This window comes from Microcystis sp. M061S2 (genome assembly GCF_020245605.1).
Taxonomy (GTDB): domain Bacteria; phylum Cyanobacteriota; class Cyanobacteriia; order Cyanobacteriales; family Microcystaceae; genus Microcystis.
Window position 1 is genome coordinate 1 of sequence record NZ_JADBUP010000099.1, and the last position, 13,200, is coordinate 13,200.

Sequence of the window (13,200 nt, forward strand, 5' to 3'; positions counted from 1 at the left end):
GAACATTCCCGCCACCGCAGCCCTGTTAATTTTTGCGTTAATCTTCTCTGTGGTTTGATTGCTTACTGTCACCAGCCGAAAAAACCCTCCTTGAAGATGGAATGGGCTTTACCCCCCGCTGCTTAACCCGAACTGGGGTTTGATACCATAACCAACCGCGGTGGTCGGGAATAATTTCTTGATAGCATTGATTTTGGTCTAACGCCCAACCTCGCAGGGAAGTGGCATCAAAGGGATTATAAACGAAGTATTGGGAACAGCGAAAAGTCCGCTCATAGAGGTCTTTTTTGGTAGTTAAATCGATTTTTGCGGTGCTTTCTGACATTAATTCCACGATCACATCGGGATAACGTCCGTTTTCGTTCCAAACCACCCATCCTTGTCGTTTATAACTACCATCGATAATCTTTATTAGAGTTCTTGCATAATTAATTTTCGAGAGTTCATTATAACTAGCCTAGACATTAGTAGCTTTGAATCGGCGATAACCTGTGTGCGCTGGTATAGTTATCGCCAGTTGGATGAAGTATGAGGGGATTTGGCATCATCCCCAGAGCACAGACTACTGTTCCCCACAAATAGCCTTAACAGTGCTGTCTTTTCACTGTTTACTGATCACTGAAAAAAGCTCCCCACTTCCCCAACACTGAATAATAGGTTCCCATCTCAGTGATCTGTGCTACCATGCGGGGTAAATTCAAGCGATCTCCAGACACCTATGAGCAAGGTTCTCGTGTTGAATGCCTCCTACGAACCGCTAAATATTACCAGTTGGCGGCGAGCGATCGTTTTATTGTTGAAAGGAAAAGCTGAATCCCTAGAACATAACGGAAAAGTGGTTTGTCGTGACTTACCCCTACCTTCTGTTATCCGTCTTAGGCAATACGTCCGTGTTCCCTACAAGGAAATTCCTTTAACCCGTCGTAATATTCTGGAACGAGACCATCACACCTGTCAATACTGTCTCTACCGAGGTGAACAATTAACCATCGATCATGTGATTCCCCGTTCTCGCGGAGGGGGTGATACCTGGGAGAATTTAGTGGCGGCTTGTGTGCGTTGTAATGTGCATAAGGGCAATCGTACACCAAAAGAGGCCAATATGTCCCTACGCGCCCAGCCGCGTCGTCCCTACAGCAGTCTCCACTTTGAGCTATTAAAGCACACCAGGGAGAATCACAATCAGGAATGGCGTAAATATGTCATCGGCATTTAGGGTGAAAAGGGCATGGTGAAACCAAGACCAAAATTGATTCCCATGCCATTATTATTAGTCTGGGTGCGAGGATTGGCAACTCCCGTGCCTAGATAAACCGCACAACCGCGACAGGGGGTATTGACTCGGTAGCGCACCGCCATGGGATCATTGGGATCAGTGATAGTTACTCCCTGATGGTTTAAATCTTTAATTAGATTGGTAACGGGTTTGAAAAAATCGGCGCTGGGGGGTTGACTTGGTTGCAGTTCTAGGGTTTGTTCTTGGGAAGCAAGAACGATTTCCGAAGCGATAATTAGCAGCACAGAGGTAGTTAAGCCAAATAAACCCAGATTATTTTTGATCTTCATTTTTTTTTATCACCGAGAGATTGTTAATTTCTTCTGGTGAGAATTCTAGCGTTTTCTCACCAGAAAGGAACCTAATCAGTAAAAAAATTTACTGATTTCTACCATACTTATAATAAGCGGCACAAGCACCTTCACTAGAAACCATACAAGTGCCGATGGGATGTTCGGGAGTACAAGCAGTCCCAAATACTTTACATTCCCAGGGTTTTAAAACACCTTTAAGAATTTCGCCACACTGACAAGCTTTGTGATCTTTAACGCGCTGATTGGGTAAAGTAAATTTCTTCTCCGCATCAAAATTACTGTACTCATCTCGCAGTTTTAAACCTCCTTGAGCGATTTCTCCTAAACCTCGCCATTCAAACTGATCCCGCAGTTCAAAAACTTGGTCGATTGCCGATAAAGCGACTCTATTTCCTTGATTTTGTACCACTCGATCATACTGATTTTCGATCTCACATCTCTGCTCATCTAATTGTTTTAATACCATCCAAATTGATTGGAGAATATCCAAAGGTTCAAACCCAGAAACTACCACAGGTTTATGATATTCTTGGGCAATAACTTGATAGGGTTCTGTGCCAATTACCATGCTAACATGACCAGGACCAACAAAACCGTCTAACTGTAAATCTGGGTTATCTAACAAAGCTTTCAGAGCGGGAATAATCACCACATGATTAGAAAATAAACTAAAATTAGTGATACCATCTCTTTGGGCTTCTAAAACAGTTAAAGCTGTGCTAGGAACGGTTGTTTCAAAACCTAATGCTAGAAATATTACTTCTTTATCGAGATTTTCTCTGGCAATTTTTAAGGCATCGCGAGGAGAATAAACCATGCGAATATCATCACCTTTTGCTCGTGCTTGTAGCAGACTTAAATGGGAACCGGGGACACGCATAGTATCGCCAAAAGTTGTCAGAATTACGTTCGGTTGTTTTGCGAGAAAAATTGCATCATCTAAACGACCTCGCGGCATCACACAAACGGGACATCCAGGACCGTGAATTAATTCGATAGTTTCGGGAAGTATTGCCTCGATACCGTATCTAAAAATTGAGTGGGTATGACCTCCACAAACCTCCATAATTTTAGTAACTTTTTCCCGCTTTTCAGAGATTCTTATCGATAATTGTTCAATTTGTTGAATTAATCCTGCCGCTTTAACTGGATCACGAAATTCATCAACGTATTTCATAACAAGCTTTCTCTCTATAAGTGGTTGGACAAAAGTAAAGTTAATTGTGGAGCCGGTCGTCGGTTGTCAGTAATAATTGCCGTAATTTACATTTCTTAAGATAGACAACAGAATTAATTTATGGGTGACTACTTAAGAACATTAATTATGATTAAATTCTTCCTCTAATTTCGATAATTGTGTTAATAAATTTAGGGTTTCTTGAGCCTCATCTTCATCAATTCGATTCATGGCAAAACCCACATGAACTAATACCCAATCCCCTACACAAGTATTAGCAGGATGGTCTTCATCAACAATGCAAGTGATATTTACTTCTCTTTTTACACCCCCCACATCGACGAGAGCGAGATGATGGTTTTCATCAATAATTGCTGTAATTTGTCCTGGTATGCCTAAACACATAGTTTTTACCTTGAAAAATCTAGTTTTTGTTAATTATGGTCCGATTTTTTGGGTAGAGATTGCAGTAATATCAACTGAGAATCAGGTCATACTTCATCCCTCTAAGAAAGGCTATACAGTCAAAGGTTATCCTTTTTACTTTTTCCTTTCCTCTTTCCCCTTTTTACTCGGTCTTACCTGCCATTCTGGACTATTGCCCTCAAGAACAGCTTTTTTTCCCGTATCTTTTTTAAGATTTCCCCTGTCCCGGACCGTGGACAATATCCCAGCAAGGGTAAAACTTTTGTATTAGGGACTACATCGCTTTACTAAATTGTCCGTCAAAAGTTGATAGAGGAGCCTAGTCTCATAAAATAGCAAGCGACACAGCCCATCCTTACCCAATGCCTTAAAACTTGGTAACTCTTTCTTTTTTTCGATTCTTTGACCATTTTCCTGGTCGTAAGGTGATTTCTGATCAAGAAGATACCTGATAGATTAAAATAGGGGAAATGGCGAGTAGAAAAGAAAAAAATGGTGTCTATGCCAGAAGATACAGCCTTAACCCCCTCTCAAATCGAAGACTTACGTTTTGCAGCTAAAAAGATGACGGGGGCTTCTCGGCGAGCCTTTCAAGGGAGGATTTGTCAAAAGTATTTTGAAGGAAATGCCAGAAAAACGGAAAAAATCTTGGGTTGGGGGCGAAGAGCAGTCCAATTGGGATTAGAAGAACAAAGAAGCGGCATAATATGTGTTGGGCGACATTCAACTCATAGTGGAGCGAAAAAATGGAAGAGAAACAAACCGAAGCTTCCGAGTCTTTAAGAAAAATAGCCGAGTCATACGCACAACAAAATCCAACATTTAATAACCCCATTGCTTATACTCGACATGAGTGGAAAAGGTCAATAAAGTTGAAGTTAGTCAAGTTTAATTAGTGGAATTTATCTGCTAATATTTGTCTTTTATTTACTTGTCAAAAAACCATCATTAGAACTTGAAAATAAAGTTAGGTTAGCGGAAGGTGTTCGCTAACTATTTTCCCCTTATTTTTTAAGTTGATTAGATTAGGTAAACTCTTTGTCAGAAATCACCTTATGATTTTTATTTTGTTAGCCATTATTCTTCCTTTATTTTGTCAAGAATGTCTCAGAAGAACAAAATCGCTTTAATTTTCATTGAATTGGGATTAATTAGCGCTATTGCTTTAAGCTTAGTTCTTCCAGAGGAGAAATTAATCCTTGCTTTATCTTTGCCTAGTGCTTTAGTCGGAGCGGGGTTAGCTCAATGGTCATCTTCTTCTAAGGACAATCAATGACTTTATGGCAAAGGGTGGCGAGCCGGTGGTCAAAAAGGACCACGATGGAATTATTAGGGTCGTTGTCAGTTTAAAAATTAATTGATCGCCATCGGAGTGATCGATTTTTTGGGGGGGGTATCTAGAATGATAAAATAGGTGAAGTTCAAAGCATCATTCATTAGCTATGACCACAACCTACAAAGTAGAAATTTCTCATTTAGGAAAAATACAAACGATCGAAGTTAGGAAAGATCAAACTATACTACAGGCGGCCTACGATGCGGGGATTGACTTACCCAGTTCTTGCAATGCGGGCGTATGTACTACCTGCGCCGCTCAACTTTCCCAGGGTAGCGTTGAACAAGGTGAGGGCATGGGATTATCCCCCGACCTGCAAAAAGAAGGCTATGCTTTGTTATGTGTGGCCTATCCTCGCTCGGATATTAAACTGGAATCTAGCAAGGAAGAAGTAGTTTATCAACGTCAATTCGGAAAACCCTAGGCCAAACTGGGGTTAAGATGAGAAATTTTCGGGGGTTTCCCCCCAAAAAACCAGATTTTGAGCCAATAGAACCGGCAAACCCTAACTGATAGCCGAATGCTGACTACTAAGGGAGAACTTTTCCTCTCTACCCTTAAGGGCTGCTTTCATGAAACCATAAAAGAGAGGATGAGCTTTATTGGGACGAGAGCGAAATTCAGGGTGAAATTGGGTAGCAATAAAGAAAGGATGTTTTGGTAGTTCGATAATTTCCACCAAACGACCATCAGGAGAAGTGCCACTCACCAGATAACCGGTCTCGAAAAAGAGACTACGATAGGCATTATTGAACTCGTAACGGTGACGATGGCGCTCATAGATAACCTCTTGACCGTAGAGGGAGAAAGCCAGACTATCGGGATTTAAACGGCAGGGATAGAGACCTAAGCGCATTGTTCCCCCTAAATCCACCACATCTGCCTGTTCTGGCAGTAAATTAATCACCGGATTGGGTGTATCCTCTTCAAATTCGGAACTATTGGCCCTTTCTAATCGGGCCACATTGCGACCCCATTCGATAATCGAACACTGCATCCCTAAACAGAGACCCAAGAAAGGAATATTATTGACCCTAGCATACTCGATCGCCTTAATTTTGCCATCCACACCCCTAATACCAAAACCACCTGGTACCACAATACCGTCAACACCGCTTAAATGAGCTTCGGCCGAATCGTTATCCACATCTTCGGCACTTACCCAACGCAATTCTATCTCGCTATTAAGGGCAATGGCAGCGTGTTTGAGGGCCTCCACCACCGAGAGATAAGCATCCCCCAACTGCACATATTTACCGACGATAGCTATCTCTAATTTTTGACCGGGGGATTGCATCTGTCGGATGAGATTTTCCCACTCCTCCAGATGGGGGTATCGGGGACCGAGGTTTAATAATTCTAGGGTTTGTTGCGCTAATCCCTCTTTTTCCAGATTGAGGGGAACTTCGTAGATACTGCTGGCATCCTGAGCAGTAATCACCGATTCCACCGGCACATCACAGAAAGCTGAGAGTTTTTCTTTTAACCCCGGTTGTAGGGGTAGATGACAACGACAGACTAACACATCCGGTTGAATACCGATCGATCTTAATTCCTTGACCGAGTGTTGCGTCGGTTTCGTTTTCATCTCCTTCGCGGCCGGAATCCAAGGAATTAGGGTAACGTGCATATAAACCACGTTATTTCGACCCACATCCTTCCTAAATTGCCTAATTGCTTCTAAAAAGGGCAAAGATTCGATATCCCCCACCGTACCACCAATTTCTGTGATGACAATATCGGGGTTGGTATCTTTGGCCACCCGGAGAATCCTTTCCTTGATTTCGTTGGTAATATGGGGAATTACCTGCACGGTTCCCCCCATATAAGCACCACGGCGCTCTTTATTCAATACCGCTTGATAAATCGAGCCAGTAGTCACACTATTGAGACGGGAGAGTTCCGTATCGGTAAAACGTTCGTAGTGGCCAAGGTCGAGGTCGGTTTCGGCCCCATCATCGGTGACAAATACCTCTCCGTGTTGAAAAGGACTCATCGTACCCGGATCCACGTTGATATAGGGGTCTAATTTCAGAATTGAGACGGAATAATCCCGACTTTTCAACAATCTTCCCAAACTAGCGGCGACAATTCCTTTCCCAATACTGGAGACGACTCCCCCAGTGACAAAGACAAATTTACTCATAAAATTTTTCCTGCGATCGATTATACCTAGCAAGGGGTGAGAGTTTTCGGGATGCGGTTGACCCTGAGAGAAGCCGAAGGGCGGTGTCATTTTCCCAGATTTCATTATAACCGGAGGATCTATACCCCGATCCTCGTTTTAGCTCCCTCTCGAAAATCTATTGCACCACAGCCTTTAGTCACCTTCATCCCAATCATCTAAATTTTCCGCTACAATCGAGAGTACTAAGACTCAGGCAATTGTAAAGTAATATTAATGATAGATTTTAATACCCTCGCTGAATTTTCCCGCAACTATTGCGTCTCGATTTGTGCCTTTTTAGTACCCGCTAACTTAGTAACCACCGTTTTAACAGTTCTTTTTCTCTATTTCGGTCGTCCTACCCGTCAAATCTTCCCCATTGCTTCCCTAGCTTTGTTGTTCGCTATCACCATGTTTCTCCACGTCGCCACCTGGTTGATGATTGGTGTGGTTATGGCCCCCACTTTTATCCTCTTTGGACTGGGTTTAACCTGTTTTCTGATCAATCTTCAAGCCATCAGCGATCGCCAAAGCTTGGAACAGTTATTACACACCGGGGTTAATCGTCTGGCACGCTCATTCAACTAAAGAAAAGCGCCGAGACTTCCCACTCCACCATGAAGATAACCGCTAGATCTGGCTGAATTTTTTTCAGCCAAAGACTTGACAAACTCCAAAATTTCTGCTAACCTTGTAGTATAATGGGAATCCGTGTCGGCCTACGAACGCTCTTTTTAACTCTTTCTTAAGAATAAAAATTTTAACCCGAATTGCCGGTAGTAGCTAAACTAAGAGCAGTACCACGGGAAACGGTGATTATGGAAGTTATTTGCACGCGTCCCCACTGTCCGAGACCGCGTAATCAGTGCCTAGACCTAGACGATAGCAATCGCTTAACCTCGATCGAGCAGAAATATTGTACTACTTGCGGGATGCCATTAATTTTAGGGGGACGTTATTTGCCAGAACGTCTATTGGGACAAGGAGGATTTGGGTCGGCATTTTTAGCAGTAGATCGTTATAGTCCCAAAAAAGCTAAATGTGTACTCAAACAATTTCAACCCTCCGGTAATTTAAGTCCCCAAGCTTTAGAAAAAGCGAAAAATTTATTTTTTCAAGAAGCGCACGTTTTAGAAGATTTAGGACGAGAACATCCTCAAATACCCGATCTCTATGCTTTTTTCCCTTTAAAAGTCAAGAATCAATTAACGGGAGAAGAAGAGCAATTTTTCTATCTAGCCCAGGAATATATCGACGGTAAAAACTTAGAAGAAATTCTCCAACAGCAACAAAAACCCTTTCAAGAAAGTGAAGTTAAAAACATTCTCAAAGAATTACTTCTTATCCTCAAATTTATCCATGAAAATGGTTCCATTCACCGGGATATAAAACCATCTAACATCATGCTATCCAAAAATGGCCGCCTCTATTTACTCGATTTTGGGGCAGTAAAACAGGCTACTAATAATCCCAATAATACACAAGAGAAATCCACAACAATTTACTCAGCTGGATTTGCTCCTCCCGAACAACAATTAGGCAATCAGGTATCAGCAGCCACAGATTTATATGCCCTAGCAGCTACCTGTGTTATACTCTTAACTAATCGTGATCCTGATGATATATACGATCCGCAAAAACAGGTCTGGAATTGGCAAAATTATGCCCCTAATATCAGTGCAGATTTAGCCCAAGTATTCAATAAAATGTTACTAGCAAATCCCCAGGATAGATTTCAATCCTGTGGAGAAGTTTTAACCGCTTTAAATCCTCCTCCCCCACCTTCCCCAATTCCCCCATCTTCCCCATCTTCTCCAGTGATGAGAAAAACTTCCCGCTTTTCTCTTGGGGAAACTTTCGCTAATGCTGCCTTTACAGGGTTTGAGGGGACATTATTAGTAATTGCCTTCAATAGTTTAGTCCCCTCGGTAGGAATTGTCATCGCCTTTATGATCTTAGGTGGCTTAGTTTTGGCATTATTTAAAAAAGTAATTGAAGGGAAAGATATACCAATTATCGCAGCAATTACCCTCACCCTCCTCTTCTTTCTTTCGCGACTGCAAGGAAGCCTAAATTTTCCTGAAATTGCTATCATTGCCGTGATGGCTGCCATCGGGGCCATTGCTATTACCGCCTTTTTCCGGTTAATATATCAGATAATTTTGCGATTATTTTAAAACCCTAAAAGTTGCAAAATTATCATCACTACCGCCGGTAATCGTGCCACCGAGGTCTAAAATAGTTTGCAGATAGTCGAGGATTTCCTGAGAAATTAACTCTCCCGGCATCAAAACGGGAATACCGGGGGGATAGGGACAGATAACATCGGCACTAAGACGATCGAGGGCATTTTTCCGGGATACTATCTCTGTAGGGGCAAAAAAAGCCTTTCTAGGAGAAATAGCCAGATTTCCCGTGACTGGAGCAGGAGTCAGGGCTAAACTGGTAGAGGAAGGGGATTGAAGGGATTGAAAAGCAGTAATGAGGCGATTAATGTGTTCGCGATGGTTGCCGATGGAGATAATAAAAGTAATTTGGCTTAAAGTCGGTAATTCTGCGGTGACGGCGTATTTTTCTCGCAAAATATCGTCTATTTCGTAACCAGTTAAGCCAAAATCTTTGACGATTACCGTTAAACGAGTGCGATCGAACCAGTGACAACCCGGGATAGAATGGGGAAAGTCTAAAACAGAGATATTAGGGATTTTATTGAGTTCTTTTCGGGCCGAAGCGGCTAAATCGAGGGTTTTAGTCAGTAAATCTAGTCCTTGCGTCGCCATTTGCTTTCTAGCACTATCAAGGGAAGCGAGAAGCAAATAACTAGGGCTAGTGGTTTGAACTAATTGTAAGGCTCGATCGACTTTTTCGGAACTAATGCGATCGCTTTTTAAGTGTAACATCGATGCTTGAGTTAAGGCCCCTAAAACCTTATGGGTGGACTGAATAGCCATATCAGCGCCGAGAGACAGGGCAGCCGGAGGTAAATCGGGATGAAAGGCAAAATGCGCCCCGTGAGCCTCATCGACGAGCAGCGGGATAGAATAATGATCGGTAATCTGGGCGATAGTTTTTAAGTCACAGCAAACCCCTTGATAGGTGGGAGAGACTACCATCACCGCTTTAGCGTCGGGATGGAGTTTCAGGGCATTTTCGAGGGATTGGGGGGTTATATTTAAATTTAGATCGATAGTGGGATTATATTCGGGATTGATAAAGATAGGCTGCGCCCCAGAGAGAATTAAGCCCGAAATTGCCGATTTATGAATATTTCTCGCCAAAATAATTTTATCTCCCTCGCCGCAAGTGGCTAAAATCGCCGCAATAATGCCACAACTGGAGCCATTGACTAAAAACCAGCTTTTATCTGCCCCAAATGTCTCGGCTGCTAAAATTTGCGCTTCTTTAATCACCCCCGTCGGGGCAAACAAATTATCAAGGTCGGGTAATTCGGGTAAATCGGCTTTAAAGACGCTTTTTCCCAGTAAATTACTTAAATCTTCCCCGATTCCTTCCCCCTGCTTATGCCCTGGTGCGTAAAATGGTACATCTAAACTATTGACTTTTTTTTGCAGTTGTGCTAATAGGGGAGCGGATTCTGGCGAAGGCATTTTGGGAAGGAATTATGAATTATGAATTATGAATTATGAAGTGGGGGGCGAGGAGGCCAGGAGCAGGGAGAATAAATAAAAGCTGATACTAAATCCGGTTATTAAAAACTGATTATTTATTCTCCGTTTTGCATGAGTGCATGAGTAGAAAACGGGTTTCTCCGAGAAACCCGTTTTCTGTGCGTTACTCAACGGATTTAGTATGACTCTCCAAAAGGAAAACTTCCTACCTCACCATTAAGATAACTGCTCTAACATCTCTAGGGACATTTAAGGCTTTTTGGTCCCTATGTCCTGGCAACGGTCAGACTTTTGGCTTGTTGGTTCCCATCGAGAAATTAACCGAAAATCCCGACCATATTAAGCGGATTTCGCCGATAGCATATCTCTAAAAGAACGCCATCCTAAGTCTGATATAGCAAGGGATAGCTTACGGTTTTAATCATTCCTGATGTGTTTAAATCTTCTAGAACTATCGTAGTGAAAAAGCCCTAGAAATCTGGCAATCTTCATCGATTCCAATTAGGCGAGCGATTCTCCCACTTCTAAGAGGGGACAAAAGGGAAAATAGGGAGAAACCGTCCAACGATAGAATTTTTTGCTGCTGGTGGACTGAAGATTAAAACGCAGGGAAACAAAGGGGAAAAAGGGAGATACGGAACAATTCCAACTGAAAGCCGGCTTAGAAGTGGTATTATCGCCCTGCAAAGACCAAGCAGGGTATTGAAAAACCTCGCGGACGAGGGATTTTCCTTCATCGGTAACTTGGGCGCAGCTGCGACTAATGCCCGAAACCAAACAGAGACTATTACTGACACAATTGTCATTAGAAGCCACGATCAGCAGCTCTTCCCCGGTGGTGGTTAGTTCAAAAGCGATAAAATCTCCAGCTTGCCAACGACTAAGGACTTGTCCCTGGGCATTCTGGTAGATAGCGCTGCAGTTTTCGGGATCGAGAAGACGATTACTATCGGGATCTAAGTAACCGCAAACCTTGCCCATCAGAAGGGTTCCATCCTGAAACCCATACACCCAATCAAAGGTATCGATGTTAGCGGCCCCTTGATTGCTTTTGTTGACCAATAGTAATCGATCGTTGACCACGGTTATTAATTCTCAATCAAACTAAGCTTCCCTTAATAACAAAGGTATCACTAAATACTAATTTCCCAAGGAAAAGATTTATTAAGTTTAACTTCTCGTCCCTCTGGGAGAGTGGACTGGTCAGCTTAAATCAAGGCCAAAACCTGCTATCTTATGGGGAGACAAAAATTATCTAGATATTGTTTTAGCGAGTGGTAGTAAGGGCATGGCGTACAAGCGGGTATTATTAAAACTGAGTGGGGAGGCCCTGATGGGCAATCTCGGCTATGGGATCGACCCGATGGTGGTTTCCGCTATCGCCCAGGAAATCTCCGAAGTGGTTGCTCAAGGCATCCAATTGGCGATCGTGGTCGGTGGGGGCAATATTTTTCGGGGGGTGAAAGCCGCCTCGGCCGGCATGGATCGGGCCACGGCCGATTATATTGGTATGATAGCAACAGTCATGAACGCCATGACCTTGCAGGATGCCCTAGAACGAGCGCAAGTACCGACTAGGGTATTAACGGCGATTGCGATGCAGGAATTAGCTGAACCCTACATCCGCCGGCGAGCAATCCGTCATCTGGAAAAAGGTCGGGTGGTGGTTTTCGGTGCGGGATCGGGTAATCCTTTCTTTACCACCGATACCACGGCAGCCCTACGCGCTGCCGAAATTGATGCGGAAGTGGTGTTTAAAGCGACGAAAGTGGATGGGGTTTATGATTCCGATCCCTCTCACAATCCTAACGCGCGACGCTTTCAAAGTCTCACCTACGGTCATGTGCTGACCCATGATCTGCGGGTGATGGACGGGACTGCGATCGCTCTGTGCAAGGAAAATAATATCCCGATAGTCGTTTTCGATCTGTCGGTAGCAGGTAATATTGTTCGCGCTGTCAAAGGTGAACCCGTTGGAACATTGGTAGGAGGATTCTGTGAAGTTAGCTGAAGTTCAAGACCATATGCAGAAAACCGTCGAATCAACCCAGAGAGCTTTTAATACGATTCGTACCGGCCGGGCAAATGCTTCTCTTTTAGATCGGATCGTGGTGGAGTATTATGGCATGGAAACTCCCCTCAAGTCCCTGGCGACGATTAGCACTCCCGACGCAACCACGATCGCTATTCAACCCTTCGATCGTACCAGTATGGGGGCGATCGAAAAGGCGATTTCTCTCTCAGACGTGGGTTTAACCCCCAGTAATGACGGTCAGACCATTCGTTTGAATATCCCTCCCCTCACTAGCGATCGCCGCAAGGAATTGGTCAAACTAGCGGCGAAATTGGCCGAAGAGGGAAAGGTGGCTGTCCGCAATATTCGCCGGGATGCGATCGATGCTATCCGTAAACAGGAGAAAAGTCACGAGATTTCTGAGGATGAATCCAGGGATTTACAGGATCAAGTGCAGAAATCCACCGATAAATTTATCGCCAAAATCGAGGATTTATTAACGACAAAAGAAAAAGATATCATGACGGTTTAAGTTTTTTTCTCCTCAGGGATAGAACAGGCTTTTTGTCTGTTCTATTTAGGTTTTTATCTCTATTTAAAAGGTATAGAGGAGTGAGAAGGTTTGGGGATGAAGTCTTTCAGTATTGCGGCATCTCAGGTTATCGAAAATTCTGGTTTAAAACCCCCTAGTTTTATGATGGGGTAGTGTGCTTTTGCTTACACTGATTTTTGATTTTTGGGAGTCATATAAGACAAGACAGTAATTCCTGGTAAAGGTCATCGAGCAAAGAATTTATAGATTAGTAAGAAAGAGTCCATTTTTCTCTAAAAATAGGAAAAACTCATCTTGCTTAAAAAAAT

Annotated in this window: 13 protein-coding genes and 3 pseudogenes; 8 read left to right on the plus strand and 8 right to left on the minus strand. The window is 43.1% G+C overall.

The features are described from left to right. Window positions 1-126, plus strand: a pseudogene (locus IM475_RS16815) (IS982 family transposase); the annotation flags it as partial. A 13-nt stretch (window positions 127-139) separates the two neighbouring features. On the opposite strand, the pseudogene IM475_RS16820 reads toward IM475_RS16815, so the two are convergent. Next, window positions 140-403 (minus strand): annotated as a pseudogene (locus IM475_RS16820) (Uma2 family endonuclease); the annotation flags it as partial. A gap of 315 nt (window positions 404-718) precedes the next feature. Between IM475_RS16820 and IM475_RS16825 the strand changes: the two are divergent. After that, the gene (locus IM475_RS16825) at window positions 719-1,216 is read left to right on the plus strand and encodes an HNH endonuclease (protein ID WP_004163691.1); all 498 of its coding nucleotides are present in this window, start codon (window positions 719-721) and stop codon (window positions 1,214-1,216) included. On the opposite strand, the gene IM475_RS16830 is transcribed toward IM475_RS16825, so the two are convergent. From IM475_RS16830 to IM475_RS16840, 3 genes are all read right to left on the minus strand, one after another. Further along, entirely contained in the window at window positions 1,213-1,566 is a 354-nt protein-coding gene (locus IM475_RS16830; RefSeq protein ID WP_287728366.1) for a hypothetical protein, read from the minus strand. The genes IM475_RS16825 and IM475_RS16830 overlap by 4 nt on opposite strands. 88 nt (window positions 1,567-1,654) lie before the next feature. Beyond that, window positions 1,655-2,767, minus strand: coding sequence for a hydrogenase formation protein HypD (gene hypD / locus IM475_RS16835; RefSeq protein ID WP_287728368.1), 1,113 nt, complete (start codon window positions 2,765-2,767; stop codon window positions 1,655-1,657). Between the two features lie 141 nt (window positions 2,768-2,908). Then, window positions 2,909-3,172, minus strand: a complete 264-nt coding sequence (locus IM475_RS16840) for a HypC/HybG/HupF family hydrogenase formation chaperone (RefSeq protein ID WP_004163694.1) — start codon at window positions 3,170-3,172, stop codon at window positions 2,909-2,911. A gap of 1,123 nt (window positions 3,173-4,295) precedes the next feature. Here IM475_RS16840 and IM475_RS16845 point away from each other — a divergent pair. Next, entirely contained in the window at window positions 4,296-4,469 is a 174-nt protein-coding gene (locus IM475_RS16845; RefSeq protein ID WP_002800478.1) for a hypothetical protein, read from the plus strand. 166 nt (window positions 4,470-4,635) lie between these two features. Beyond that, a complete protein-coding gene (locus tag IM475_RS16850) occupies window positions 4,636-4,953 on the plus strand; it encodes a 2Fe-2S iron-sulfur cluster-binding protein (RefSeq protein WP_287728370.1) in 318 nt (105 codons plus the stop codon). Window positions 4,954-5,034: 81 nt separating this feature from the next. On the opposite strand, the gene pyrG is transcribed toward IM475_RS16850, so the two are convergent. Continuing rightward, window positions 5,035-6,675 (minus strand): glutamine hydrolyzing CTP synthase, encoded by a 1,641-nt coding sequence (gene pyrG / locus IM475_RS16855; RefSeq protein WP_287728371.1) that lies wholly within the window; start codon window positions 6,673-6,675, stop codon window positions 5,035-5,037. 255 nt (window positions 6,676-6,930) lie between these two features. Here pyrG and IM475_RS16860 point away from each other — a divergent pair, with 255 nt between their 5' ends. Both IM475_RS16860 and IM475_RS16865 read left to right on the plus strand, forming a co-directional pair. After that, window positions 6,931-7,284: a hypothetical protein gene (locus IM475_RS16860; protein ID WP_287728372.1), complete on the plus strand. Its 354-nt coding sequence runs from the start codon at window positions 6,931-6,933 to the stop codon at window positions 7,282-7,284. A gap of 230 nt (window positions 7,285-7,514) precedes the next feature. Beyond that, entirely contained in the window at window positions 7,515-8,873 is a 1,359-nt protein-coding gene (locus IM475_RS16865) for a serine/threonine-protein kinase (protein ID WP_287728373.1), read from the plus strand. On the opposite strand, the gene IM475_RS16870 is transcribed toward IM475_RS16865, so the two are convergent. From IM475_RS16870 to IM475_RS16880, 3 genes and pseudogenes are all read right to left on the minus strand, one after another. Then, a complete protein-coding gene (locus tag IM475_RS16870; protein WP_287728374.1) occupies window positions 8,865-10,304 on the minus strand; it encodes an aminotransferase class I/II-fold pyridoxal phosphate-dependent enzyme in 1,440 nt (479 codons plus the stop codon). The genes IM475_RS16865 and IM475_RS16870 overlap by 9 nt on opposite strands. A 276-nt stretch (window positions 10,305-10,580) precedes the next feature. Continuing rightward, window positions 10,581-10,783 (minus strand): annotated as a pseudogene (locus tag IM475_RS16875) (zinc ribbon domain-containing protein); the annotation flags it as partial. A gap of 43 nt (window positions 10,784-10,826) precedes the next feature. Further along, entirely contained in the window at window positions 10,827-11,408 is a 582-nt protein-coding gene (locus tag IM475_RS16880; RefSeq protein WP_287728375.1) for a hypothetical protein, read from the minus strand. A 205-nt stretch (window positions 11,409-11,613) separates the two neighbouring features. On the opposite strand from IM475_RS16880, the gene pyrH reads away from it, so the two are divergent. Further along, window positions 11,614-12,336 carry a UMP kinase gene (gene pyrH, locus IM475_RS16885; protein WP_287658056.1) on the plus strand — a complete coding sequence of 241 codons (723 nt, stop codon included), beginning with the start codon at window positions 11,614-11,616 and terminating at the stop codon, window positions 12,334-12,336. 13 nt (window positions 12,337-12,349) lie between these two features. Then, window positions 12,350-12,871 carry a ribosome recycling factor gene (frr, locus tag IM475_RS16890; RefSeq protein ID WP_002746738.1) on the plus strand — a complete coding sequence of 174 codons (522 nt, stop codon included), beginning with the start codon at window positions 12,350-12,352 and terminating at the stop codon, window positions 12,869-12,871. Window positions 12,872-13,200: the final 329 nt, after the last annotated feature.